Origin of the sequence: Agrobacterium sp. LY4 (assembly GCF_001526585.1) — a bacterium.
Lineage (GTDB): Bacteria > Pseudomonadota > Alphaproteobacteria > Rhizobiales > Rhizobiaceae > Agrobacterium > Agrobacterium leguminum.
In genome coordinates this window covers 1-25,124 of sequence record NZ_ASYA01000007.1, presented here as the reverse complement: position 1 = coordinate 25,124, position 25,124 = coordinate 1, and the positions used below count along the sequence as shown (strand labels likewise).

Genomic DNA, 25,124 nt, shown 5'->3' with positions numbered 1-25,124 from the left:
CTGTATTGCCGCGAATAGCGGCCGCTGAAGGTACAGGTTCTCGTATGGCGTATGTTTCCCTTCCGCGTCGTCTTGTGACGTTGCTGATGATTTCCACGGTCATGGTGTCGTGTTCGGCGGAGGGCCTCGTGCCACCGGCGGAGGTGGACGGCACCACACGCGTCAGCGCCATCCGCTCCTCGCGGCAGCAGGGTTACAGCGCGCCGGCGGGTGCGGTGTATCAGGCCGAGCAGGCCGGGCAGGGCACCGATTATCCGGCAGCCGTTTCACAGCCGATGCCGGAGCCTTACGCCTCGCAGGATCCCCTGCTGCAATCGCCGCAGGGCGGACAGGGTTATTCAACGCTCGATTCCCAGCATCAGGCGCGCATGGCGGCCAGCGGCCATAGCAATATGCCGGCGCAGACAATGCAGGGCCAGACGATGCAGGGGCAGACCATGCCCGCGCAGCAGATGACCAGCAACCAGATCGCCGAAGGCGAAGGCGGCGTGAACATGGATTCCATGCTGGGCGTGGAACCGGTTCGCGGACTTGCCGAAGAACAGGATGCGGATATTGCCGAAGGTGCTTCGGCGCAGCCGGTGGTGGATGGTATCGGCACGGACAATCCCGTGGCCGTTCCTCCGGCCCGCCAGCCGCAACGGGCCAGCCAATCGCGGCTCATCCCGCCGCCGCCGCTTGGCGCCTCCTCCCGTCGTCAGCCGGTGGAAGAGGTGGCGATGGTGATGCCGAACGATCCAATGGCGGGTGGCGGGCTGCAAAGCAACCGCTCGATGCCGCCCGGCGTCATGCCATCTTCCGAAGTTGCCTGCCGTTCCGAGTTGCGCCGCCTCGGCGTCGCTTTCCGGGATGTTGCGCGCATTGCCGACGGTCCGACCTGCGGTATCGATTATCCGATCGAGCTCAGCGGTCTCGCCAGCGGCGTCGCCATCCGGCCGGCGGTGAAGCTCAATTGCCAGGTCACGCTTGCCTTCGCAAAATGGGTGAAGTTCGAGCTCGTGCCATCCTCGCGCTTCCGCTATCTCTCCGGCGTCGGTCGCATCACGCCGATGGGCGGTTATTCCTGCCGCAAGATGAATTCACGCTCCAGCAATCCGTGGTCCGAACATGCACGGGGCAACGCCATCGATATCGGCACCATCACGCTGAAGAACGGCAAGGAAATCGACGTGCGCAGCAAGAGCTTCTTCGCCTTCCGCGAAAAAGCGCTGCTGAAGGCGGTGAGGTCCGACAGCTGCAAATATTTCTCCACCGTTCTCGGACCGGGCAGCGATCCCAATCACTGGAACCATTTTCACTTCGACCTGCGCACCCGCAAGTCAGGTTACAGGCATTGCGATTAAGTCGCGCCGGTGTAGGTTGAAAGCGTCTCCTCCGTCATGCTCGGGCCTGTCCCGAGCATCTGCAACGTCGGTATTGGCGATACGTCGGCAGATCCTCGGCACAAGGCCGAGGATGACGTCGAATACGGAGTGCGGCTTGTCATCGGGCTGCCGCCGATGACATAGGTGGCGGATTTTTGGGTCAGGCCGGAATGACGAAGGTTGAGGATGTTTCGCCGCCCGCTAGCTCGATAATCGCCCGTCACAGCCCACAAAAAAAGACCGGCCCGAAGGCCGGTTGAAGAAGACAGCCTTATCGGGGGGATATCGGCGTCTTTGCAAGGGCATGCAATGGGAAACGATCCCATGGAGTGGTCCATCCGGCGCGGATGTGCGGCAAAAGACATCGCGCCGTACTGACCTGCGGCCAACATGGCTTGCCGCGCTCTTCTGATACGCTATGAGGGTCACATGTTTGTGACAACGGCCCTCGGGAGCCTGCCTTTATGCCCCCTGTTTCAGAGCTGATGGTCTTTGCTGCGGCGCTTGCGGCAGCGGGTGTGGTCGCCGGTCTTCTGGCGGGGCTGTTCGGCATCGGCGGCGGTGCGGTGCTGGTGCCTGTCTTCTATCAGGTCTTCGGGCTGCTGGATGTGCCGGAGGCGGTGCGCATGCATCTTTCGCTCGGCACGTCGCTCGCCATTATCGTGCCCACTTCCATCCGCTCGTTCCTGACGCATCGTCAGAAGGGCGCGGTCGATATCGATCTGCTGAAGGGCTGGATCGTCGCCGTGCCGCTCGGCACCATCCTCGCATCCGTGGTTGCCGCCCATGCCTCGAGTGTTGCGCTGCGGCTGATCTTCGCCTTCATCGCGCTGGCGCTTGCCTTTCGGATGATCTTCAACCGGGCAAGCTGGCATCTGGGTTCCGACCTGCCGCAAAACCCGGGTCGTTTTCTGGTGGGCACCGGCATCGGGCTTTTTTCGGGCCTGATGGGCGTGGGCGGCGGGGTGATGAACAACACCTTCATGACGCTTTACGGGCGCACCATTCATCAGGCGGTCGCCACGTCTTCCGGCGTCGGCGTGCTGATTTCGCTGCCGGGTCTATTGGGTTATATCTGGGCCGGCTGGGGCGATGCGGGCCTGCCGCCGTTTTCCACCGGCTTCATCAACTGGATCGCCGTGGTGCTGCTGATCCCCATCACGCTTGTCGTCGCGCCCTATGGCGCGCGACTGGCGCATGCGCTCAGCAAGAAGCAGCTGGAGCGCGCCTTCGGACTGTTTCTGGTCTTCGTTGCGGCGCAGTTTTTCTATAGCGTTTACGGCTGATTTTCCCTCTCCGCCGAACGCAGTGTTCAGCCCGTCGGACTGGCATTTGCGCCTTTCCCGGCCTATATGGCGTGCATCTTACTCGGTTTTTCGAAAGATTCGCCATGAATGCCATTGTTTCGATACGGAATCTGACAAAATCCTACGCAAACGGCTTTCAGGCGCTCAAAGGTGTCAGCCTCGATATCAAAGAGGGGGAAATCCTCGCTCTTCTCGGTCCGAACGGTGCTGGCAAGACGACGCTGATCTCGATTGTCTGCGGTCTCGTCAATCCGGGTGAAGGTTCGGTGCTTGTTGGCGGGCACGATGTGGTGAAGGATTTTCGCCAGACCCGCGCCCTGATCGGCCTCGTGCCGCAGGAATTGACCACAGACCAGTTCGAGACGGTGTGGAACACCGTCAGCTTCTCGCGCGGCCTGCACGGGCAAAAGAAGAACCCGGAGCTGATCGAGCGCATCCTGAAATCCCTGTCGCTCTGGAACAAGAAGGACAATATGCTGCGGGAGCTTTCCGGCGGCATGAAACGGCGTGTGCTGATCGCCAAGGCGCTGGCGCATGAGCCGAAGGTTCTGTTCCTTGACGAGCCGACGGCCGGCGTGGATGTGGCGCTGCGCCGCGACATGTGGAACGTCGTTTCCGAGTTGCGCGCCAAGGGCGTCACCATCATCCTCACCACGCATTACATCGAAGAGGCGGAAGAAATCGCCGACCGTGTGGGTGTCATCAATGGCGGCGAATTGCTGCTGGTGGAGGAAAAGACGGCGTTGATGAAGAAACTCGGCCGCAAGCAGCTTTTCCTGGAACTTGCCCAGCCCGTTGAGCAATTGCCCGACAGTCTTGCGCCCTTCGGGCTGGCGCTTTCCGATGACCGCTGCACCGTTACCTATGAAATTGAGGACAATGGCGAGCAGGGTCGCATTGCCGATGTTCTGAGCGCTCTTTTCGCCGCCAACATCCATTTCAAGGATATTTCAACGCGGCAGAGTTCGCTTGAGGATATCTTCGTTTCGCTGGTGGGAGGCCAGAAATGAATTTCGAAGCCATCAAGGCCATCTATCTGTTCGAAATGGCCCGTACGCGCCGTACACTGCTGCAAAGCGTGGTCTCCCCGGTCATTTCCACCTCGCTCTATTTCATTGTATTCGGAACCGCGATCGGTTCGCGGATTCAGGAGGTTGGCGGTGTTTCCTACGGCGCGTTCATAACGCCCGGCCTCATCATGTTGACGCTTCTGACGCAATGTATCGGCAACGGCTCCTTCGGCATCTATTTCCCGAAATTCACCGGTACGGTCTATGAAATCCTCTCCGCTCCGGTGGCGATGACGGAAATTCTGGCCGGTTATGTCGGGGCGGCGGCGACCAAGGGGCTGATGATCGGCACGATCATCCTGATAACGGCTTCCTTCTTCGTGGATATCACCATCGCCCACCCGTTCATGATGATCCTGTTCTTTGTGCTGACGGCGGTGAGCTTCAGTCTTTTCGGCTTTATCATCGGCATCTGGGCGACGAATTTCGAGCAGCTGAACCTCATCCCCATGCTGGTGGTGCCGCCGCTGACCTTCCTCGGCGGCAGCTTCTATTCCATCGACATGCTGCCGCCCTTCTGGCAGACGGTCAGCCACTTCAATCCGGTGCTTTATCTCATCAGCGGTTTCCGCTGGAGTTTTTACGAGATCGCCGACGTCAATCCTGCCATCAGCCTTGCGATGATCACGCTGTTTCTGGCGCTCTGCCTCGGTGTTGTCGGGTGGATGTTCAAGACGGGGTATAGGCTGCGCAACTGACGGTACGGCCTACCTCCCTCATTCCTGTGCTCGTCACAGGAATCCAGCCGACGCGCGTCTGCGCGGCGGGAAGAGTCTCTCCAGCCCAAGGACTTGGGCTGGCTGGATCTCTGTGACAAGCGCAGAGATGAGGGAGATTGGGGCAGCGTGTTGCCCAGTTCCCAAACGAGCCTCAAGACATAATCAACCCACCATCGACATTGATCGTCTGGCCGGTGATGTATGCCGCATCGTCGGAAGCCAGAAACGTCACCAGTGCGGCCACTTCGGCGGGCGTTCCGGCGCGGCGCATGGGGATGTTGCGCACCCATTCGGCCATCAGTTCGCCGGGCTTGTAGTCGCCCAGCATCTGGCCCCAGACGCGGTCGTTATAGTCCCACATTTCGGTGTGGATGATGCCGGGGCAAATGGCGTTGACGGTAATACCTTCCGGCGCGAGTTCCTTGGCAAGGCTTTGCGTCAGGCCGACGACGCCGAACTTCGAGGCGGCGTAATGCGGGGTATAGATGAAACCCTGCCGCGCCTGACCGGAGGCGGTGTTGACGAGGCGGCCCTTGGTGCCGCTTTCGCGAAAGCGGCGGATCGCCTCCTGGCAGCAGAGGAACGCGCCCTTGGTATTGACGTCGAGGTTGAAATCCCACTGTTCCTGCGTCAGCTCTTCGATCTTCGAAATGGTTATGACGCCGGCATTCTGGACGGAAATGGAAAGCGGGCCGATCGCCTCTTCGGCGGCGCCATAGGCCTCGCGCACCGCTGCCGCATCCCGAACGTCGAGGATGAGGCCATGGGTGACGGTGCCGGTTTCGTCCGCGAGTTTTTTCGCAGCGTCCTGCGTGTCCTTGTCGACAGAGGCGATGGCGACTTTCGCGCCTTCCTCGGCAAAACGGCGGGCGATGCCGTAACCGATGCCCTTGTTGCCTCCGGTCACGAATACGGATTGACCTTCAAAGCGCCTCATGTCTCCTCCTTTATGGGATTTTGGCTATGTTTCCTTGCCGACCAGTCGTTCGGCGGTGAATTTATCCGTGACGAGCACGTCGATCACACCGGTTCTGAGCGCACCGGCAATCGCCTCGGTTTTTTTCGAGCCGCCGGCGAGCGCAATGACACGGTCGACATTGGAGAGGTTTTCCAGCGGCAGGCCGATGACCCGGTCATCGAGCGGCGTCTTCACCGGCTTGCCTTGCTTGTCGAAGAACCGGAGCGATATGTCGCCCACCGCACCCGCCTGTGCGAGATCGGCGAGTTCCTTGGCGGAAAAGATGTTGCCGGAGCGGGCGAGAAGCTCCGACGGCTCGACCGCACCGATGCCGACGACGGCGAGCGTGATCGACCCGAAGAGATCGATGGTTTCGCGCACGAAGGGATCGGCGAGCATCAAAAGCTTCGCCTCGCGGGACGTGGCGACGCCCGGCACCGGCAGCAGTTTCGGTTCGGCTTCCGTCAGCCGCGCCAGACGCGTGGTGATCTGGGTCGCATGCGTCTGTACCGATGGGTCGCCCATGCCGCCCAGCGTCTGGACGATATAGCGCGCCTTGGCGCCTTTAAGCGGGTGGATGTTTTCCACCATCTTGAAGATCGTCTGGCTCCAGCTGGAGACGCCGATGATCTCGTTCTGCGACAGCGTCACTTCGAGAAAATGCGCCGCTGCCTCGCCAATGCGGGCCATGATCGCGCCATCGCGATCCTCGCTGCAATCGACAACGATGGCTTCCGGCAGGTCGAAACGTTCGCGTAGCTGCGCTTCCAGATCGCTATAGGTGCCGGGCGGCGGAATGATGCTGGTGCGGACGATGCCTTCCGCCTCGGCGCGTTTCAACATGCGCGAGACGGTGGCTTGCGAAAGATTGAGATGCTGGGCGATTTCCGCCTGCCGCTTGTGCTCGCTGAAATACATCTGCGCCACGCGGGAAATCATTCGAAGTTCGTTTAGCCTGCCCATAAGCCCTCCAGGGTGAATTTTTATTCACCATTACCCGAGGTTACAGGCAAGGTCGAGCGGGCAATCGCGTCGCGCCAGATGCTAAGCCGCTGCCGGCTTTCGCTGTTGGCGGGCGCGATGGTGTTGCCCTGGCTTGCAAGGGCGGCGATGGCCGTAAGATCGCTCCAGAAACCGAGGGCGAGGCCGGCGAGATAGGCCGCACCCAGCGCGGAGGCTTCCGGCGCATCGCGCTGGATGACGGGGTGTTCCAGCATATCGGCGACGCATTGCATCAGGAAACGGTTCTGGCTCGGCCCGCCATCCACGAACAACCGCCCGAAGCCGGCGGGCGACTGCGCGCGCATGGCGGCAAAGACGTCATGGACCTGAAAGGCGATGGAATCGGTGACGGCGCGGGCCATCTGGGCGCGGCTGGTGCTGAAATTGATCTGGGAGAAAAGCGCACGCGCATTCGTATCCCAATAGGGTGCGCCGAGACCGACGAAGGCCGGCACGAAGCCGGGGCCGTTTGGCTCGGCGGTGGCGGCCAGCTCGACGAGGGCGGCGACATCGGGCAGGCCGAGAATCTCCGTCATCCAGGGCAGGGAGGCGGCGGAAACGAGAATATTGCCCTCGAAGGCGAAGGTGGGTTTGCCGCCGAGCCGCCATGCGACGGTGGTGGTGACGCCACGTTCGGGCGCGATGAAATGCGGCAGGGTCGTCATGACAGAGGAGCCGGTGCCGAAGGTTACCTTGCCATCACCCGGATTGAAGGCGCCATGGCCGAAGAGGGCGGCGTGGCTGTCGCCGATGGCGGCGAGGATAGGCGTGCCGTCCTTGATGCCGGGAACGCCTGATGTGACGCCAAAATCGCCGCTGCTGTCGCGCAGATCGGGCAGGGTGTCGATATCGATGCCGAAAAGGTCGCAAAGCTCCTCGCTCCAGACCTGCCGGTTGAGATCGAGCACCTGGCTGCGGGCGGCATTGGAGGCGTCGCAGGCATGGACCTTGCCGCCGGTGAAGCAATGGATGAGCCAGCTATCGATGGTGCCGAGGCGGAGCCTGCGGCCCTTCGGCGCGCGCTCCAGCAGCCAGCGCATTTTTGCGCCGGGAAACATCGGGTCGATCGGCAGGCCGGTCAGCGCCATGACGTGCTCGGAATGGCCCTTCTCGATCAGTTCGGCGCAATCCTGCGCCGTGCGGCGGCATTGCCAGCTGAGCACCGGGCCGAGCGGCTCGCCGGTTTCGCCGTCCCAGATGGTGACGGATTCGCGCTGGTTGGAGATGGCGATGGCCGCGACATCGACGTCGGAGGGCGCGGCGGCAAGGCAGGCGGAGATCGCTTCGCAGACCGAAGCCCAGATGCGATTCGGATCCTGTTCCACCCAGCCGGGCTGCGGATAGGCGATGCCGACCGGTGACGAGCCGCGCGCCAGCAACTCTCCGCTTTCCGAGACGAGAATGGCCTTGGAATTGGTGGTGCCCTGATCGATGGACAGAATTGCGCGCATCACGTGAGTCTTTCGTCGGCAGTTTTTCGTTTCGGCCTTGCGGCGATTAAACGACGATATTGCAGAAAGGGTGTCGCCGCGCATCCGAAGACACGCGACGACTCTGGGAGGAGACCTTATTTTCTCTTGATCAGCGCTTCGGCCGCATCCGCAATGGCGGCCGGCGCCATGCCGAATTCATCCAGCAGCCATTCGGCCGAACCGGTGTGGGCAAAGACACCGGGAACGCCGAGACGTTTCATCGGCACGGGGGCCTGCTCGACCACGACTTCGGCAATGGCCGAACCAAGGCCGCCGAAGATCGAATGTTCTTCAGCCGTCAGGATCGCGCCGGTTTCCTTCGCTGCGGCGACGATCGCCGCCTCATCGATGGGACGTACGGTCGCCATGTTCAGCACACGCGCCTTGACGCCACGGCTCGCCAGAATATCGGCGGCCTTGACGATGCGGTGGGTCAGCGTGCCATTGGCGATCAAAGTCAGGTCGGAACCTTCACGCAGCAGGTTGGCGCGGCCGAGTTCGAAGACGTGGCCTTCCGGCAGAAGATCCGGCACGCCGACGCGTGACAGGCGCAGGAAGCAGGGGCCAGCATAGTCCGCCGCCCATTTGACGGCGGCGGCCGTTTCGATGCGGTCGCAGGGCGCGATGACCGGCAGGTTCGGCAGAACGCGGGTCCAGGCGAAATCTTCGATGGAGTGGTGCGTCGGGCCGAGTTCGCCATAGGCCATGCCCGAGGATATGCCGATCAGCTTCACATTGGCGTTGGAATAGGCGAGGTCGGCCTTGATCTGCTCCAGCGCGCGGCCGGTGAGGAAGCAGGATGCGCCGCAGACGAAGGGCAACTGGCCGCCATTGGCGAGACCGGCGCCGACGCCGACCATATTCTGTTCGGCAATGCCGACATTGACGAGACGTTCCGGGAATTTCGACTTGAAGCCGCCGAGTTTCGAGGAGCCGACCGAATCGTTGCAGACGGCGACGACCTTGTCATTGCCGGCGGCCAGCGCTTCCAGCGTTTCGGCGAAGGCGTCGCGGCAGTCATAAAGCTTGGCGGCGGTTACGGGCGCGTTCATCACAATGCCTCCGAAAGTTCTTTGACGGCAATTTCATATTGTTCCCTGCTTGGAACCTTATGGTGCCAGTCGACGCGGTCCTGCATGAAGGAAATGCCGTGACCCTTGTTGGTGTGGGCGACGATGCAATGCGGACGATTGCCGCGATGCTCCAGCGCCGGCACGACTTCCGCCATGGTGTTGCCGTTGATTTCGCTGACTTCCCAACCGAAAGCCTCCAGCTTGGGGCGAAGCGGTGCGACATCGTTGGTTTCCGAAAGCGCCGCACCCTGCTGGAAGCGATTGTGGTCGACGATCAGCGTCAGGTTGTTCAGGCCGAATTGGGCGGCGGACATGATGGCTTCCCAGTTGGAGCCTTCCTGCATCTCGCCGTCGCCGGTCATGACATAGGTGTGGTAGTCGGCACCGGAAAGCTTGGCCGCCTTGGCCATGCCGACGGCAACCGGCAGTCCGTGACCGAGCGGGCCGGTATTGGTTTCCACGCCCGGCACCTTGTTACAGTTCGGATGGCCGTTGAGGCGCGAATTCGGCTGCAGGAAGGTCGAGATTTCCTCTTCCGGGATGAAACCGCGCTTGGCCAGCGTCACATACAGCGCGCAGGCCGTATGGCCCTTGGAAAGCACGAAGCGGTCGCGGGCAGGGTTCTTCGGATCATCCGGCCAGATGCGCAGGACGCGGAAATAAAGGGCCGTCATGATGTCGATAGCCGACATTTCGCCGCCGACATGGCCCGCACCCGCTTCAAAAACAGCCTGTACGTCGCGAAGGCGAATCTGGCGCGCAATGCGCTCTAGCTCCTGGGACTGCATGGAATCCTCTTCAAAACATGCGTGTGAATATTTATACAGCTATTTATATAATTGCAGAGATGGCGTTTCTGTCAAGCCGGAATTGTGAATTGTGTTGTTTCGGCCCAAGCCGCTCCGTTCCGGAGTCGCAGAATTTTTCATGGGGAAGGGTATTCGCGGCGTCCTTATCCCTGTGCTTGTCACAGGGATCCAGTCAGCCCAAGTCCTTGGGCTGAAAGGGCTCTTCCCGCCGCGCAGACGCGCGTCGGCTGGATTCCTGTGACGAGCACAGGAATGAGGTGGGGAGGCGCAAGTCTCCAGCTATCCCATCTTGCGCAAGGCCTGCCTCGCCATCCAAGCCTATTGACAAGCTTCTCGAAACTGGCTTATGCATGTTTCACCGATGATGAATAATTATTCTAATCGGTTTAAAAAATGCAAGACAGTCATCGGGAGGAGCCATGTCCGCGCTTGAACGCAATGAGGGGGTCACGCACACCAGGAGCCCGCTTGCCTGGTTGAGCGGTGCGACCGGACCTCTTTTGGGCCTGCTGCTGCTCTGCGTGTTTCTGACCTTCGCCAGCGAGAATTTCCTGTCGCTGCGCAATGGGCTCAACATTCTCGACCAGATCACTGTTCTCGGCATCATGGCCGTCGGCATGACCTTCGTGATCCTTCTCGGCGGCATCGATCTGTCTGTCGGCTCGGTTTTGGCGCTGTCGATGATGATCATGGGCTGGACGGCCAATGTGGCGGGCATGCCGATGGGCATAGCCATCGTGCTGGCGCTGATCGCGTCCGCCGCCTGCGGCCTCGTGGTCGGTATTCTGGTTACGGCTTTTCGGGTGCCGGCCTTCATCGCCACGCTGGCGATGATGTCGGTGGCGCGCGGTCTCGCCAACATGATCACCGATGGACAGCAGATCGTCGGTTTCCCTGACTGGTTCATGATGCTGGCAATCGACCGCCATTTCGGCGTGCTGACAGCGACCGTGCTTTTGATGCTCGTCGTGGTTCTGGTTTCCTGGCTGTTCCTGCGCTTCCGTTCGGAAGGCCGCACGGTCTATGCGGTCGGCGGTAATCCCGAAGTGGCGCGTCTTGCCGGTATCAATGTGCCGCTGGTGACGATCTGCGTTTATGTCGCCTGCGCGGTTCTTGCTGGTCTCGCCGGCATCGTTCTTGCGGCGCGTCTCGACTCGGTGCAGCCCTCCAGCGGTTTCGGTTACGAGCTGGATACGATTGCGGCCGTTGTCATCGGCGGAACCTCGCTTTCGGGCGGTGCGGGCGGCATCGGCGGAACGCTGATCGGCGTGCTGATCATCGGCGTGCTGCGCAACGGCCTCAACCTGCTCAACGTCTCTCCCTTTTTGCAGCAGGTCATCATCGGTGTCGTCATCGTGCTGGCCGTTGGCGCTGAAACATTGCGCCGCCGCAGAAGCTGAATTTGCCTGCGGACGGTGCTGAGCCGTCCGCGCAATAAACGACCCTCCTTATTGGGGAGGCGTGAAATAAACGGCCGGAGGGGAGGAGGTTCGATCTGCCCGAAGGTCAACAATCAACAAATGGAGGAATAATCATGAAATTTTCACGCATTCTGCTGACATCCGCCGCCCTTCTCGCCCTGTCGCTCGGCTCTGCCAATGCCGCCGAAGTCAAGAAGATCGGCCTTGCCGTCGCCAATCTGCAGGCGAACTTCTTCAACCAGATCAAGCAGGCCGTCGAAGCCGAAGCCAAGACGCGCGGCATTGCCGTCGTCACCGTCGACGCCAAGGGCGACGGCCCGACGCAGGTGAACCAGATCCAGGATCTGCTGACCCAGAATATCGATGCGCTGATCTATATTCCGGCCGGCGCCGCCGCCGCGACCGTTCCGGTGAAGCTTGCCAAGGCCGCCGGCGTTCCGGTCATCAACATCGACCGCAATGCCGATGGCGCGCCGGGCGATACCTTCCTCGCCACCGATTCCGTCGCTTCCGCCAAGGCGGTTTGCGATTACATCATCAAGCAGGCCGGCGGTTCGGGCAAGATGGTCATCATCCACGGCCAGAAGGGCACGACGCCGGAAGTGGACCGCACCAAGGGCTGCATGGAATCGGTGAAGGCCAATTCCGGCGTGAAGATCGTTGCCGAACAGTGGTCCAACATGTGGAGCCAGGATGAAGGCTTCCAGATCATGCAGAACATGCTGCAGGCCAATCCTGACGTCTCCATCGTCTTTGCGCAGGCCGACGGTCTGGCGCTTGGCGCGGCGCAGGCGATCAAGGTCGCCAATCCCTCGCAGAAGATCGTCGTTGGCGGCTTCGATGGCGATACGGCGGCGCTTGAGGCGCTGAAGAACGGCGTCTTCGACGTGACCGCAACACAGCAGACCCAGAAAATGGGCCGCACGGCTGTCGAGATGGCCGTCAAGATCGTCGGTGGTGAAAAGGTTCCGGCCGTGCAGCTTTCCGATGCGACGCTGACCACCAAGGAAAATGTCGAAGGCTTCATCGCCAACCATCCCTGATGCATCCGCCCCGCGCGTCCGCTGGGATGCGCGGGGCTCTCATTGGTTTGTCTTTATGCAATTTGGACACAAGGCTGTGGCGTATCACCGCCGCGATCGTGTCCTGGGAGGTCCCGTCATGCGCGAGCCGGTTCTTTCGCTCCGTGGCATCAGCAAACGTTACGGTCCGCTCGAGGTCCTGAAGAACGTCGATCTCGATGTTTATCCCGGAGAAGTGGTGGCCTTGCTGGGTGAAAACGGCGCGGGCAAATCCACGCTGTCAGGCATCATCGCCGGTTCGCGCGAGCCGTCCGAAGGCACGATGACATGGCTCGGGCAGCCCTATGCACCGTCTTCGCCACGAGAGGCGATCGACAAGGGCATCGTGCTCATCCATCAGGAATTGAAGCTTCTACCGGAGCTTTCCATCGCCGAAAACGTGTTCATTGGCCGCTGGCCGATGAAGAACGGCGTTGTCGACCGCGCCGAGATGGTGCGCAGAGCCCAGCAGCAATTGGCGCGCCTCAACCTTCACATTCCCGCAACCCGCAAGGTGGCCGGCCTTTCGACCGCCAATCAGCAGCTGATCGAAATCGCCAAGGCGCTGGCGCTGGACGCCAAACTTCTGATCCTCGACGAGCCGACGGCGGCACTTGGCGGCGCAGAAACGCAGGCGCTGTTCGAGCAGGTGCGCAAGCTGCGCGCCGAGGGCGTGGGCATCATCTATATTTCCCACCGCATGGAGGAGATCAAACAGATCACCGACCGCATCGTCGTGTTGCGCGATGGCGAGCGGGTGCATGAATTTGCCGATAGCGCGACGCCGGTACGCACCATTGTCGAAAGCATGGTCGGCCGCTCGCTGGAACGCCTGTTTCCGACGCTGCCGGAGCCGCAGGACAAGATGGTGCTGGAAGTGAAAGGGCTGACCGGCGCGGACAATGCCTTCCGCGACATCAGCTTCGGCGTCCGCGCCGGTGAAATTCTCGGCATTGCCGGTCTGATCGGTGCGGGACGCACCGAACTGGTGCGGGCCATTTCCGGCGCCGATCCGACGAGTTCGGGTGAGGTGCTTCTGGATGGCAAGGTGCTGACGTTGAAAAGCCCGGCGGATGCGATTGCCAAGGGCATCGTCATGGTGCCGGAAGACCGCAAATTGCAGGGGCTGGTGGTGGAGCACGAGATCGGCGAAAACCTGATCTATGCCAATCTTGACCGCGTCGGCACCGGCTGGATTACGCCACGCATCAAGCGCGCCTTTACCAAGGAGGCTATTGCCAAATTCGGGGTGAAGGGCCGCAGCGAACAGCCGGCGTCCGATCTTTCCGGTGGCAACCAGCAGAAGGTGGTCATTGCCAAATGGCTTGCCCGCAATCCGCGCGTGGTGGTGCTGGACGAGCCGACGCGCGGCATCGATGTCGGCGCGCGGGCGGGCATTTACGATATCATTGTCGATCTGGCGAAAAGCGGCGTGGCCGTCATCGTCGTCAGCTCCGATCTCGAGGAGGTGCTGGGCGTTTCGAACCGCATCCTCGTGCTCGCGCAGGGAAAACAGGCCGGCATCCTCAACCGCGACGAAGCGAACGACGTCTCGGTCATGGAACTGGCAACTATCTGAAGAAGGAAACAGAGATGTCCACCATCACGCTCAACGCGCCGAAACTGTTCGATCTTTCCGGCCAGGTGGCGCTCGTCACCGGCGCCGGCTCCGGTATCGGCCAGCGGATCGCCATGGGGCTCGCACAATCCGGCGCCAATGTCGCGCTGCTCGACCGCCGCACCGATGACGGTCTGGCGCAGACGGCGGATTTCATCGCCAAGGCCGGGCGCAAGTCGATCCAGATCGCCGCTGATGTGACCAGCAAAGAGGCGCTGACCGATGCGGTTGCCCGCACGGAGGCCGAGCTTGGCGCGCTATCGCTCGCCGTCAATGCGGCCGGCATCGCCAATGCCAATCCTGCCGAGGAGATGGAGGAAAGCCAGTTCCAGACGATGATGGATATCAACCTGAAGGGCGTTTTCCTATCCTGCCAGGCGGAAGCCAATGCCATGCTGAAGAACGGGCGCGGCGCAATCGTCAACATCGCCTCCATGTCCGGCGTCATCGTCAATCGCGGGCTGATGCAGTGCCACTACAATGCCTCGAAGGCGGGTGTCATCCACATGTCGAAATCCATGGCGATGGAGTGGGTGGGTCGCGGTATTCGAGTCAACACCATCTCGCCGGGTTACACGGCGACGCCGATGAATACGCGGCCGGAGATGGTGCACCAGACGAAGCTCTTTGAAGAACAGACGCCGATGCAGCGCATGGCGGGCGTGGATGAAATGGTCGGCCCGGCGATATTCCTGCTCTCCGATGCGGCGAGCTTCGTGACGGGCGTTGATTTGCTGGTGGATGGCGGTTTCTGCTGCTGGTAGGGTTCCCGACGCGGTAGCGCTGAGGTGGACGATAGGGCGCGCCAGACCTATGGGCCGGGTTGACGCGGCTTTTTCCCTCCGTCACCCCGGACTTGATCCGGGGTCCAGTGCGATCAAGTCTTTGATCGCAAAAGACTCTTCTCACGGCGCAGACGCGCCGTGGCTGGATGCCGGATCAAGTCCGGCATGACGGAAGAGGAGAAGCCAGATGGTTTCACAAGCATCACGCCCGGCTTGCGCCGGGCGTTTTCGTATTCACACCACGAGCAGCAGCTCACGCAACCTGCTTCTGCACAACATCCTCGACAACCTCGCCCTTGAGGTAAGCAACAAGGTCCTTGATCGTCACGACCAGCAGGCCGTGGCGTTCGGCGAAGACTTCGAGCTGGGGCAGGCGGGCCATGGTGCCGTCGTCATTGGCGACTTCGCAGATGGTGCCGCAGGGGAATTTTCCGGCGAGGCGGCAGAGGTCCACGGCTGCTTCGGTGTGGCCGGTGCGGCCGAGAACGCCCTGCGGGTTGGCGCGCAGCGGGAAGATGTGGCCGGGGCGGGCGAAATCTTCCGGGCGCGATTCTTCCGATACCAGCGCGCGCACGGTCTTTGCCCGGTCGGCGGCGGAAATGCCTGTCGTGGTGCCCGGAATATAGTCCACCGAGACGGTGAAGGCTGTCTTGAGGGATTCGGTATTGCGCGACACCATCAGCGGAATATCGAGCGCATCGAGACGCTCGCCCGGCATGGCGACGCAGATCAGCCCGCGCGCATGGTTCATCATGAAGGCGATCTGCTGTGGGGTGATGCTGTCGGAGGCGGCGATGATATCGCCTTCATTTTCGCGGTCTTCGTCGTCAACCACAATCACCATCTCACCACGGGAAATGGCTTTGATCGCGTCTTCAATTTTAGCAATGGTCATTTTCTTTTAAGCCTTTCAAGGGTTATGCCGTTTTGCGGCATTTTCGCGCTTCGAGAAGCGCCAAATATCCCTTGGGCGAACAATGCAATGCGACGCCCGCTCACGCGCAGGCGTCCTATGCCTTGTCCTCTTCCATCCGGACTATACCGTCGGCTCCGGCCTCTCACCGGATCTGCTGACCTTCCGGCTTTGGAGACCGGAAGCGCTCGCGGGCTCCGGGAAAAATCCCGATACCGCCGGTGGGGAATTGCACCCCGCCCTGAGAACGGAACCAACATAAATTATCAAATGGGAAGGAATCAAGGGGCAATGGTTCGTTGGGCGGGGGCCGGGCAGAAAGAAATCTCTCGGAAAGGCGTTTCTACGAGCATTTTAGTTCCGCCCGTTTTAGGTCGAGTTCCTACCGTGTTTTTCCATTGAGACCGATTTGATATTGGCGGCGCAAATCGTGGCCCGCTCGCCATCTGAAGTATCGTATTTATGTTGTTAATATTGGAATCTTATGATTTTTATATTGTCGTTATTACAATGTGTATTTTTTTATATTTAAGGGAATTGTTGCATGTCAGCGACGCAGCAAATATCTGAAAGCCCGCAATTGCTCGCCGCGTTGGTCGCGGCTTCCACAGCCTTCACGCTGTGGATACTTGGACAATTTGTAGCGGTGGGCGTAGGATTCTGGAAAAAATCGCGAGAAAAAGAGAAATTTATTCGATCCCTGTATGCGGAAATCGACTTTAATACAGCCGATATGGCGATCTTCCTTGCCGCACCTATTTCCTATGTGACTTTCAGGGAGCGCATCAAGGAAAACAAAGATTTCGTCCCGCATATTACAGATGCACGTCACACACATTTCTATCTGAAGAATATCGATTCCATATCGGCCACTGGAAGAGAGTATATTGGAGATGTGGTCTATTTCTATGGTGTTTTGGATAAAATCCGCGCCAAGATAGATGGAATATACCGTAAGAGTTTCACCAATATTTCACTCGAGGGTCGGGAAAGTGCCATTCGTAGCCTCTACGAGCATGCGGAAGAGGCAAAGAAAACCGGCGAGAAGCTTTTGCAGACAATGGAAGGAAAATACAGGGGATACAAACTAAAGCGAAAAATCCGTTCGCCGGGCATCTCAAAAAACCAAAAAGCGCCGAAACCATAGTTCGACGCTTCGCTTCTCACAGTGGAAAGACGTTTAGATCAAAGTAGGATAGGATCAGGACCGATCATGTTGAGAACCCCTGCGTTGAATATGTAATCTTGTCTCATGGTCAGTGCGGCATGTCAATGATTTGCCGAAGTGGCGGTATTTTTCGAGATAAGCCACTGCTTCAGCGGGTCAACGTTGACCAACCCTTTCCTCGTTACTTCACGTATATTGTGATGGGGGCGTTTGATCGCAAGATAAGACGCCTTCTCCGGGAGGAGCTTACCGGTCCCGTAAGCGCAATTCATCGGTCTGCATCTGCAGCGAACCGAGCGTCGACAGGAAGCTCATGCCGAGCAGGCTTTGGCCCAATTGGCCATCCTGGGCGACGAGGGCGGGGATGTTGCGTCGCATGATCGGGCCAATGCTGATTTCCGACAGGGTGACGGGGGCTGCCGCCGTGCGGCCATTCGCGGTCATCACCGGTACGGTATAGCGGAGATTTGCGGTGTCGATGCCGATTGCGGTCGCATCCGCATTGGCGAGCACCACGGAACTTGCACCGGTATCGACCAGCATGTGGATCGTCTTGCCCTCGACGCTCACATTTGCCTCGAAATGGCCGCTCATCGATTTATGCAGGACGATTTCCTGTTCGCCGCCAGCTGTCGTCACCACCACGGCGCGGCCGGGCATCAGGCCGCCCAGCAGCCGGTCGCCGAAGGATTGCAGGTCGTAGCGATAGAGATAGAGCGAGACGAGGCCGAGAATGATGACGAGCCAGACGGCGAGCTGGCGGATGACGGTGCCGAAACTGCCGCGTCTTCCCGCCAGAATGCCGGCCGATAATAGGCCCGCAATGGGCAGAAGATAAAGCACGTGGGCGAATCGATCGTTATCGATGCCGAGCGTTCGGCCGCCGTCGTGATTGATGAGAAGCAGGCCAAGGCCGACGGCCAGCAGGAGGAGAACGATGGTCAGCCTGTTCATGCGGTATGCGTCTCCTTGGCGGTCTCGGGCAGGTTTGCCAGTCTTTGCGGCAGCAACCGCATGATTTCGCGGCGCTTCTCGTCGCTATACCCCGCCCAGCCGCCGATTTCATCCAGCGTCCGCCCGCAGCCGATGCAGAGGCTGCTGGTTTCATCGAGGCGGCAGATATGAATGCAGGGTGTTTCCATGATGATTTATATCAGGCTGTCACGCCGCAAGGGCAAGGGCGATGAGAATCACGATCTCCGTGATCTGCTGGCACGCACCGATGGTGTCGCCGGTATGGCCGCCGATCTTCCTGTCGCAGAGCCTGCCGAAAAGCACGGCCGCCAGAAAGGCTGCCGCCAGCACGAGTGCAATCGACAGAAGCGGTAGCGCGTGCAGCGTGAAGAGTGTGAAAAGCAGCAGCCCGATCACCAGCGCGATGTTGCGCTCGCTTGAGCCTGGCTGGCCGGCGCCGGCGGCGATGCCGGAGGTTTTTGCGGCGGGCAGGGATTGCCAGTGCCACACCATCAGGGCGCGGCTCAGGACAAGCGCGGCGATCAGGGTGGCGGCGGCGGTCTTTGCCGGCAGCGTCTCAATGAGCGAGGCGAGTGCGGTGGCGCGAAGCGCAAAGGACAGGATCATGGCAATCGTGCCATAGCTGCCGATGCGGCTGTCCTTCATGATCTCAAGCATGCGCGCCTTCTCCTTGCCGCTGCCGAAACCATCGGCCATGTCGGCCAGGCCGTCTTCGTGCAGGGCCCCCGTGATGAGCACGATCAGGCCGATGACGAGCCAGCCGGTGAGCTGCGGAGAGGCGTCGAAGGCTGCGAAAACTACAATAAGGAAAGCGGCGGGCAGGGCGATCAGCAGGCCGGCGGCGGGAAAGGCGCGGGCGGTGCGGCGCATCGACACGCCGTCGGCATCATCGAAAAACCGCGAGGGAACGGGCAGGCGGCTCAGAAAGGCGAGGGAATGCATGACATCTGTTATAAAATCCCCGGCCTTCATGCTCTCTCCGTTGCAGTCGCTGCATTTCCGGTTGTTCCGCGGCGCATCCGCGATTATGAGAGGCGCAACAAAGACCGATTTGCCGGAAAACACAAGTTCCGGACGCATGAGCCGATGCGACAGCCAACCCGACGACGAGAAAGACAGATATCATGAGCATGAGCGGATTGCCCTTCGACGATTTCCGCGCGCTGCTGCGCGAGCTTCCCGGCCCGGATACGCACGCGCTTGTGGCGGCCAAGGAGCGCAATGCGCAGTTGACCAAGCCTGCCGGTTCGCTCGGACGTCTCGAAGAAATCGCCATGTGGCTAGCCGCATGGTCGGGCCGTTCTCCGGCTGTCACCCGTCCGCTGGTGGCGATCTTCGCCGGCAATCATGGCGTTACCCGGCACGGCGTTACGCCCTATCCGACATCCGTGACCCAGCAGATGGTGGAAAATTTCGCGGCAGGCGGGGCGGCGATCAACCAGATCTGCGTTGCAAACGATCTTGGCCTGAAGATTTTCGATCTGGCGCTCGATTATCCGACCGGCGACATCACCTGCGAGCCGGCGCTTTCTGAGCGCGACTGCGCCGCCACCATGGCCTTCGGCATGGAAGCGATTGCCGGCGGCACCGATCTTCTCTGCGTCGGCGAAATGGGTATCGGCAACACCACCATTGCGGCGGCGATCAATCTCGCGCTTTATGGCGGCACGGCGGAAGAATGGACCGGTCCGGGCACCGGTTCGGAAGGCGAAGTCATGGCCCGCAAGATCGCGGCGGTGAAGGCAGCGGTGGAATTCCACAAGGATCATCTGTCCGATCCGCTGGAGATCATGCGCCGTCTCGGCGGACGTGAGATCGCCGCGATTGCCGGTGCCATCCTTGCTGCCCGCGTGCAGCGCATTCCCGTGCTGATCGACGGTTATGTGGCGACGGCCGCTGCCGCTCTCCTCAAGGCTGCCAATCCTGCGGCGCTCGACCATTGCCTGATCGGCCATGTCTCGGGTGAGCCGGGCCATCTGGCCGCCATCGAAAAGCTCGGCAAGACGCCGCTTCTGGCGCTTGGCATGCGTCTCGGCGAAGGCACGGGGGCAGCGCTTGCCGCCGGCATCGTCAAGGCCGCCGCCGCCTGCCATTCCGGCATGGCGACATTCGAAGCGGCGGGTGTGGACACCCGCATCAGTTCCCGCACCGACCATTGAGGCCGAAGATGGACGTGACGCCGCAAAAGAAGCAACCGGAACCCGCCTTTCGCAAGGAAAAAGGCTGGCGGCATCTTTTTGCCGCGGCGCGCTATTCCGTGCAGGGGCTTGGCCGGCTGTGGCAGGAAGCGGCGTTCCGGCATGAGGTTCTCGCCTTCGGCGTCGGGCTTGCCCTGCTTCTGGTCGTCGGTGCACCCTTTGCGCATCTTCTCGTCTTTACGGTGCTGATGCTGTTGCTGTTTTCGGTGGAAGCGCTGAATACCGCCATCGAAGAGCTGGTGGATCGCATTTCGCCGGAAATCTCCTCGGTCGGGCGGCACGCCAAGGACCTCGGCTCTTTTGCCGTCTTCTGCTTGTTGATGGCGAACGGATTTTTCGTGCTGTATTCGCTGGTAACGACGCTGTTCTTCTGAAGTTGTTAGCCTCAAGGCATTTCCGGACGGAAAACCGGGGCCACTTTTCCTGGAAGTGCCCTAAGCGAAGGACCGGCGGCGCGGCTGGATGGCGTGGGTTTCTTCCACTGCCGGCAGGCTTTGCAGCACACGTTTGGCCGGCAAGATGGCGATGCCTTCGGTGCCCTCGCGCAGTTTCGATTTCAGGATGAACTGGCCGTCATGCTTGGCGAGAATGGCCTGAACGATGGGCAGGCCAAGGCCGGTTCCCTGTTCGGCGCTCTTGATCGCGATCGATCCCTGACCGAAGGCGGACAGCACCACGGGAATTTCGTCCTCGGGAATGCCGGGACCGTTATCCCTGATCGAGACATATTGGCCGCCGCCCGCGGTCCATCCGGCTTTCACGAGGATTTCACCGCCCTGCGGCGTGAATTTCACGGCGTTGGACAGCAGGTTGAGGATGACCTGACGGATGGATTTCTCATCGGCCCAGACCTGCGGCAGGCTGTTTTCGAACTGCTGGGAAATTTTGATGTTCTTGGCGCGGGCGCGAAGCTGGATCATGCCGATGCAATCCTCGGCGATTTCCAGCATCGAGATCGCTTCTTCGTTGAGGTCGTAGCGGCCGGCTTCGATGCGCGACAGGTCGAGGATTTCGTTGATGAGATCAAGCAGATGCTGGCCGGAGCGATGGATATCGCCGGAATATTCCTTGTAGAGCGGATTGTTGAGCGGGCCGAGCACCTCTGATGACATGACCTCGGAGAAACCGAGAATGGCGTTGAGCGGCGTTCTGAGTTCATGCGACATGGAGGCGAGGAAGCGCGATTTCGCCAGATTGGCTTCTTCCGCGCGCCGCCGTGCCTCGTCCGAAACCGAGTTCGCGACTTCGAGTTCGGCGATCAGGTCGTCCTTTTCCGTCTGGGAGGAGAGGAGCTTGATGCTGGTCTGGTAAAGGCGGCTGGTGATGCGATGACAGAAGAGGATGGCCATGCCGAACATCAGTGCGAGACCGACATCGAAAGGATTGCGCGAAATGGCCGAGGTCATGCAGAGAGCCGCCAGCACCGGCAAAAAGGTCATGAAGGTCGCCCGCCGCAGCATGAAATTGGCCATGGCGGTGAGCGAAAGCGCGATCAGCAGCGTCGAGCCCTTGAAGAAAAGCACGAGCGTCGGGTCGTTGCGCACCGGTTCGGCCAGCGCAAACATCGCCCAGGCGCAGCCGATGAGGATCTGCATGCCGAGGAAAAGACTTTTCCAGTGCTGAAGATTGTCGGCCGTGATCTCCTGTTTTGCCGCCCGCTTGGCCAAGAGCAGGGAAAAGGCGTGGAAGCTCAGCGCAATCAGCGACCAGATGATCAGGCTGATGTCGCGGGTTATATAAAGGCCGATGATGGAGGCGAGCAGGATGAAAAGCGGCATGATCATCGCGCCCTGCAGGGTTTCGGCGATGTGCATGGTCAGCATTTCGCGTTCATAGGCGTCGCTTGCGCCGGCCCCCTGCTGCAGGCGTTCACGCGTCGTCTTCACCGTGTCGAAGACCGCCTTGTTGCGGTGCTTTTTCGACCGGTCGACGATGATCTTGTCGGTGGACGTGCTGACGCTTTTACTCATTGTTACAACGCAGGGTGACATGAACCCTTGCAGACTACGCGCAAAATCTTAAGAAGATGCTGCCGTGAAAGGATTTGTTTGCCATTTCTGACAAGGGTTTGTTGTTACATGAGACGAAATGGAGGCAAGGGCAGGCGGCTTTCGGCATTTCGCGATGGCGGGCTTTTTCTCGCCACGGTTTTTCTCGGCATTCTGATCGCGGCCAAGCTCGACCAGATCAACAGCGAAACCTATAGCGGCCGCTTCTTCGTGATCGATGGCGATACGCTGTCGAAGGGTGAGGAACGTTTCCGGCTGCTTGGCATCGATGCGCCGGAGCTTGCGCAGACATGTCTGCGCGGCAGCGAAAGCTGGCCATGCGGCGGGGAAGCGCGTCGTGTTCTGCAAAGGCTGGCCGGGGCTGAGGATTTTTCCTGTTCCGGCAGTTCCAGGGACCGTTACGGGCGGTTGCTGGTTTATTGTTCCGCCGGCGGCAGGGATGTCTCATCGGAAATGGTGTCGGCGGGTTTTGCCGTCGCATCCGGTTATTTCCAGTTCTCCAGCGAGCAGGCGGCGGCGCGCAGGCAGGCACGCGGCATCTGGGCGGGAGAATTCGAGAAACCGTCGCAATGGCGGCGGGAACACCGTGCCGCGGATCTGGAAACGCCGGCGGCGGGGTTGCTCACCATTGTCCGTCATCTTCTGGGGTGGGATCATGGTTGAGATAGCACCGGTGCGTGATGACGGGCTGGACGGGTTGCGCGGCGAAATCGCCCGTTGTCGTCTCTGTCGCGACAAGCCGCTCAGGGGAATGGCCGATCGCCTGCCGCACGAACCCCGGCCGGTGGTCGTCATGTCGACCAAAGCGCGCATCCTGATTGCCGGGCAGGCGCCGGGGCTTCGCGTGCATGAAACAGGGCTGCCGTTCAACGATGCCTCGGGTGACCGGCTGCGCCAATGGCTGAACGTCGACCGGCAGACATTCTACGATCCGGATCGTTTCGCCATCGTGCCCATGGGCTTCTGTTTTCCCGGTTATGACGACAAGGGCAGCGACCTGCCGCCCCGGCGCGAATGTGCGCCGCAATGGCGTGAGCGGGTAATAATGGCAATGCCGCAGGTGGAGCTGATCCTCGCCATTGGCCAATATGCACAGGCTTTTCATCTGGGTGAAAGGCGGCGCAAGACCATGACGGAAACGGTGCAGGACTGGCGCGGCTTTCTCCATGCCAATTCCGGCCCCGGCATTTTTCCCCTGCCGCATCCGAGCTGGCGCAATACCGGCTGGCTGAAAAAGAACCCATGGTTCACGGAGGAACTGCTGCCGGTTCTGCGACAACATGTGGAAATGCGGCTTTAGTGAAACAATTTTCTGTTTTTCTGCAAAAATTAGTGTATTGAAAGGAAATTAATTCAGGAGGATAGACGCATTGGATCGCCTAGACCGTAAGATTTTGCGCATTCTGCAAGAGGATTCCACGCTGGCCGTTGCCGATCTGGCGAAAAAGGTCGGCCTTTCCACGACGCCCTGTTGGCGGCGTATCCAGAAGATGGAGGAAGACGGCGTTATTCGCCGGCGCGTGGCGCTGCTCGATCCGGTCAAGGTCAACACCAAGGTCACGGTTTTCGTCTCCATCCGCACTGCCTCCCATTCCATCGAATGGCTGAAGCGTTTCTCCGAGGTGGTTTCCGAGTTTCCGGAAGTCGTCGAATTTTACCGCATGAGCGGCGATGTCGATTATCTGCTGCGCGTCGTGGTGCCTGATATTGCGGCCTATGACGCCTTCTACAAGCGCATGATCGCCAAGATCGAAATTCGCGACGTGTCCTCCGCCTTCGCGATGGAGCAGATCAAATATACGACCGAGCTGCCGCTCGACTACATGCTGCTGGACAATCCGAAATCCGGCGAGGAGTAATCCGCCGCCGGTCAGTTTTTCGACCAATGCCCTTTCCGGTTGCCGGGGAGGGCATTTTCATTTGCGGGTCGTTTTTCCCGTCGATCTGGCCCGCCAAGGGCCGATCCAACCGGAAGGTTCATCCGGTAGCCCTCGCCGGGGCACGACAATTCTATTCCGCCCATCGTGGCAAATTCGCACATTCAATTCTCCCGGGGCTGTCTGCGCGCAAACTGCGATTTTGATAAAATCTCTCGAATATCTACGCTTTTACTGTCGAAGGATGGAATAGCGAGGGATATCCATATGCTTACACGACGCGGAACATTGGGACTGATTGCAGGTGCGACCGGGGCGGTGTTTCTGCCGCATATCCGGCGGGCGAGTGCCGCAACCACCACATTGCGGATTGGCTGGCAGAAGAATGGCGTGATAGCGCTCGCCAAAAGCCAGGGCGCGCTCGAAGCGTTGCTGAAGGATCGCGGCATTGAGGTCAAATGGTCGGAATTCTCTTCCGGGCCGCCGCTTCTCGAGGCGCTGGGTGCCGGCGCGCTGGATATCGGGCCGACCGGCGACGTGCCGCCGCTTTTCGCGCAGGCCGCCGGTGGCAATCTGCGTTATGTGGGCACCTACAAGGCTGCGGCCGGCGGATCGGCCATCCTTGTGCAGAAGGATTCGCCGCTGAAGACGCTGGAAGACCTGAAAGGCAGGAAGGTCGCCTTCAAGCGCGGCTCCAGCGCCCATAATGTCACCGTCAAGGCGTTGCGAAAGGCTGGTTTGACCTTGAACGACATTACGCCGGTCGATCTCGCCCCGCCGGATGCGGCCGCCGCCTTCCGCAGCGGCAGCATCGATGCCTGGTCGATCTGGGATCCTTATTTCGCCGTGGCGGAAAAAGAGCCGACGACGCGGGTTCTTTCGACCGCCGAAGGCATCGTCGATCCGTGGAGCTATTTCCTTGCCAATGGCGATTTCGTGGAGACCAATCCCGATCTCGTGCCGCTGATCCTCAAGGAGCTGGCGAATGTGGGTGCGAAAGCGCAGGCCAATATCGATGCAACGGCAAAGTCGCTGGCGTCGATCACCGGCGTTCCCGAGGATGTCACCAAGGTCTCGCTGACGCGGCCGGGCGCCGATCTCGGACGGGTTTCGCTGGTTCCGGATGAGGCCATCGCCTATCAGCAGGCGCTTGCGGATGAGTTCCACGATCTGAAGATCGTGCCGAAGAAACTCAACGTGGCGGATATCGTCTGGCGGCCGAAGGCGAGCTGAGCGGGTCGGAAAGGTGAGTCTCTTCAACCCGCTGGCGGGTGTTGCTGAGAGGTTGATTCAGCAATGTTCCTTAAACGTAGGGTGAGCATGTC

The 25,124-nt window shown here is 60.3% G+C and carries 25 protein-coding genes and 1 riboswitch; of the genes, 15 read left to right on the top strand and 10 right to left on the bottom strand.

Annotated features, from left to right (window positions below; translation table 11 throughout):
* The first annotated feature begins 44 nt into the window (after positions 1 to 44).
* The 4 genes from L904_RS08685 (at position 45) to L904_RS08670 (ending at position 4,439) form a co-directional block, all read left to right on the top strand.
* Positions 45 to 1,343: an extensin family protein gene (locus L904_RS08685; RefSeq protein WP_035261316.1), complete on the top strand. Its 1,299-nt coding sequence runs from the start codon at positions 45 to 47 to the stop codon at positions 1,341 to 1,343.
* 485 nt (positions 1,344 to 1,828) lie between these two features.
* The gene (locus L904_RS08680; RefSeq protein ID WP_035261319.1) at positions 1,829 to 2,650 is read left to right on the top strand and encodes a sulfite exporter TauE/SafE family protein; all 822 of its coding nucleotides are present in this window, start codon (positions 1,829 to 1,831) and stop codon (positions 2,648 to 2,650) included.
* A gap of 104 nt (positions 2,651 to 2,754) precedes the next feature.
* Positions 2,755 to 3,681 (top strand): ABC transporter ATP-binding protein, encoded by a 927-nt coding sequence (locus tag L904_RS08675; RefSeq protein WP_035261323.1) that lies wholly within the window; start codon positions 2,755 to 2,757, stop codon positions 3,679 to 3,681.
* Positions 3,678 to 4,439 carry an ABC transporter permease gene (locus tag L904_RS08670; protein ID WP_003520396.1) on the top strand — a complete coding sequence of 254 codons (762 nt, stop codon included), beginning with the start codon at positions 3,678 to 3,680 and terminating at the stop codon, positions 4,437 to 4,439. The genes L904_RS08675 and L904_RS08670 overlap by 4 nt, the downstream gene beginning before the upstream one ends.
* A gap of 172 nt (positions 4,440 to 4,611) precedes the next feature.
* On the opposite strand, the gene L904_RS08665 is transcribed toward L904_RS08670, so the two are convergent.
* The 5 genes from L904_RS08665 to L904_RS08645 all read right to left on the bottom strand — a co-directional run bounded on the left by L904_RS08665 (position 4,612) and on the right by L904_RS08645 (position 9,753).
* Positions 4,612 to 5,397, bottom strand: coding sequence for an SDR family oxidoreductase (locus L904_RS08665; RefSeq protein ID WP_035261326.1), 786 nt, complete (start codon positions 5,395 to 5,397; stop codon positions 4,612 to 4,614).
* Positions 5,398 to 5,421: 24 nt separating this feature from the next.
* On the bottom strand, positions 5,422 to 6,381 hold the full coding sequence (locus L904_RS08660) for a sugar-binding transcriptional regulator (RefSeq protein ID WP_035261328.1): 960 nt from the start codon (positions 6,379 to 6,381) through the stop codon (positions 5,422 to 5,424).
* 20 nt (positions 6,382 to 6,401) lie between these two features.
* Positions 6,402 to 7,871 (bottom strand): FGGY family carbohydrate kinase, encoded by a 1,470-nt coding sequence (locus L904_RS08655; RefSeq protein ID WP_035261330.1) that lies wholly within the window; start codon positions 7,869 to 7,871, stop codon positions 6,402 to 6,404.
* A gap of 116 nt (positions 7,872 to 7,987) precedes the next feature.
* Positions 7,988 to 8,944 carry a transketolase family protein gene (locus tag L904_RS08650; RefSeq protein WP_035261333.1) on the bottom strand — a complete coding sequence of 319 codons (957 nt, stop codon included), beginning with the start codon at positions 8,942 to 8,944 and terminating at the stop codon, positions 7,988 to 7,990.
* Entirely contained in the window at positions 8,944 to 9,753 is an 810-nt protein-coding gene (locus tag L904_RS08645) for a transketolase (RefSeq protein WP_035261335.1), read from the bottom strand. Before L904_RS08645 ends, L904_RS08650 begins: the two co-directional genes overlap by 1 nt.
* A gap of 440 nt (positions 9,754 to 10,193) precedes the next feature.
* Between L904_RS08645 and L904_RS08640 the strand changes: the two genes are divergently transcribed.
* From L904_RS08640 to L904_RS08625, 4 genes are all read left to right on the top strand, one after another.
* Complete coding sequence (locus L904_RS08640; protein WP_035261338.1) at positions 10,194 to 11,174, top strand: ABC transporter permease; 981 nt, start codon at positions 10,194 to 10,196, stop codon at positions 11,172 to 11,174.
* A gap of 134 nt (positions 11,175 to 11,308) precedes the next feature.
* Positions 11,309 to 12,238 carry a sugar ABC transporter substrate-binding protein gene (locus L904_RS08635; protein WP_035262239.1) on the top strand — a complete coding sequence of 310 codons (930 nt, stop codon included), beginning with the start codon at positions 11,309 to 11,311 and terminating at the stop codon, positions 12,236 to 12,238.
* A 118-nt stretch (positions 12,239 to 12,356) separates the two neighbouring features.
* Positions 12,357 to 13,835 (top strand): sugar ABC transporter ATP-binding protein, encoded by a 1,479-nt coding sequence (locus tag L904_RS08630; RefSeq protein WP_035262235.1) that lies wholly within the window; start codon positions 12,357 to 12,359, stop codon positions 13,833 to 13,835.
* Positions 13,836 to 13,849: 14 nt separating this feature from the next.
* Positions 13,850 to 14,638, top strand: a complete 789-nt coding sequence (locus tag L904_RS08625) for an SDR family oxidoreductase (protein ID WP_035262232.1) — start codon at positions 13,850 to 13,852, stop codon at positions 14,636 to 14,638.
* 274 nt (positions 14,639 to 14,912) lie between these two features.
* Here the strand turns inward: L904_RS08625 and ribB are convergent, their stop codons facing one another.
* Positions 14,913 to 15,554, bottom strand: coding sequence for a 3,4-dihydroxy-2-butanone-4-phosphate synthase (gene ribB, locus L904_RS08620; RefSeq protein WP_035262229.1), 642 nt, complete (start codon positions 15,552 to 15,554; stop codon positions 14,913 to 14,915).
* A 120-nt stretch (positions 15,555 to 15,674) separates the two neighbouring features.
* A riboswitch (FMN riboswitch) is annotated at positions 15,675 to 15,825 on the bottom strand.
* Positions 15,826 to 16,116: 291 nt separating this feature from the next.
* On the opposite strand from ribB, the gene L904_RS08615 reads away from it, so the two are divergent.
* The gene (locus L904_RS08615; protein WP_125146930.1) at positions 16,117 to 16,719 is read left to right on the top strand and encodes a hypothetical protein; all 603 of its coding nucleotides are present in this window, start codon (positions 16,117 to 16,119) and stop codon (positions 16,717 to 16,719) included.
* A gap of 267 nt (positions 16,720 to 16,986) precedes the next feature.
* Here L904_RS08615 and L904_RS08610 read toward each other — a convergent pair whose 3' ends face one another.
* The 3 genes from L904_RS08610 to L904_RS08600 are packed head-to-tail and all read right to left on the bottom strand — an operon-like array spanning position 16,987 to position 18,687.
* A complete protein-coding gene (locus L904_RS08610) occupies positions 16,987 to 17,694 on the bottom strand; it encodes a TIGR02281 family clan AA aspartic protease (protein WP_035262223.1) in 708 nt (235 codons plus the stop codon).
* Positions 17,691 to 17,882 carry a DUF1289 domain-containing protein gene (locus L904_RS08605; RefSeq protein WP_035262220.1) on the bottom strand — a complete coding sequence of 64 codons (192 nt, stop codon included), beginning with the start codon at positions 17,880 to 17,882 and terminating at the stop codon, positions 17,691 to 17,693. The genes L904_RS08610 and L904_RS08605 overlap by 4 nt, the downstream gene beginning before the upstream one ends.
* A gap of 19 nt (positions 17,883 to 17,901) precedes the next feature.
* Complete coding sequence (locus L904_RS08600) at positions 17,902 to 18,687, bottom strand: adenosylcobinamide-GDP ribazoletransferase (RefSeq protein WP_035262243.1); 786 nt, start codon at positions 18,685 to 18,687, stop codon at positions 17,902 to 17,904.
* Positions 18,688 to 18,839: 152 nt separating this feature from the next.
* On the opposite strand from L904_RS08600, the gene cobT reads away from it, so the two are divergent.
* Both cobT and L904_RS08590 read left to right on the top strand, forming a co-directional pair.
* Positions 18,840 to 19,874, top strand: a complete 1,035-nt coding sequence (cobT, locus tag L904_RS08595; protein ID WP_003522166.1) for a nicotinate-nucleotide--dimethylbenzimidazole phosphoribosyltransferase — start codon at positions 18,840 to 18,842, stop codon at positions 19,872 to 19,874.
* 8 nt (positions 19,875 to 19,882) lie between these two features.
* On the top strand, positions 19,883 to 20,287 hold the full coding sequence (locus L904_RS08590) for a diacylglycerol kinase (protein WP_020012886.1): 405 nt from the start codon (positions 19,883 to 19,885) through the stop codon (positions 20,285 to 20,287).
* 60 nt (positions 20,288 to 20,347) lie between these two features.
* Here L904_RS08590 and pdhS2 read toward each other — a convergent pair whose 3' ends face one another.
* Positions 20,348 to 21,883 carry a two-component system sensor histidine kinase PdhS2 gene (gene pdhS2, locus L904_RS08585; protein WP_035262217.1) on the bottom strand — a complete coding sequence of 512 codons (1,536 nt, stop codon included), beginning with the start codon at positions 21,881 to 21,883 and terminating at the stop codon, positions 20,348 to 20,350.
* A 108-nt stretch (positions 21,884 to 21,991) separates the two neighbouring features.
* Between pdhS2 and L904_RS08580 the strand changes: the two genes are divergently transcribed.
* The 4 genes from L904_RS08580 (at position 21,992) to L904_RS08565 (ending at position 25,032) form a co-directional block, all read left to right on the top strand.
* Complete coding sequence (locus L904_RS08580) at positions 21,992 to 22,585, top strand: thermonuclease family protein (RefSeq protein ID WP_035262213.1); 594 nt, start codon at positions 21,992 to 21,994, stop codon at positions 22,583 to 22,585.
* Positions 22,578 to 23,222, top strand: coding sequence for a uracil-DNA glycosylase family protein (locus tag L904_RS08575; protein WP_197416745.1), 645 nt, complete (start codon positions 22,578 to 22,580; stop codon positions 23,220 to 23,222). The genes L904_RS08580 and L904_RS08575 overlap by 8 nt, the downstream gene beginning before the upstream one ends.
* Before the next feature lie 70 nt (positions 23,223 to 23,292).
* Complete coding sequence (locus tag L904_RS08570; protein WP_003507846.1) at positions 23,293 to 23,781, top strand: Lrp/AsnC family transcriptional regulator; 489 nt, start codon at positions 23,293 to 23,295, stop codon at positions 23,779 to 23,781.
* Positions 23,782 to 24,066: 285 nt separating this feature from the next.
* Entirely contained in the window at positions 24,067 to 25,032 is a 966-nt protein-coding gene (locus L904_RS08565) for an aliphatic sulfonate ABC transporter substrate-binding protein (protein WP_020811575.1), read from the top strand.
* The last annotated feature ends 92 nt before the right edge of the window (positions 25,033 to 25,124 follow it).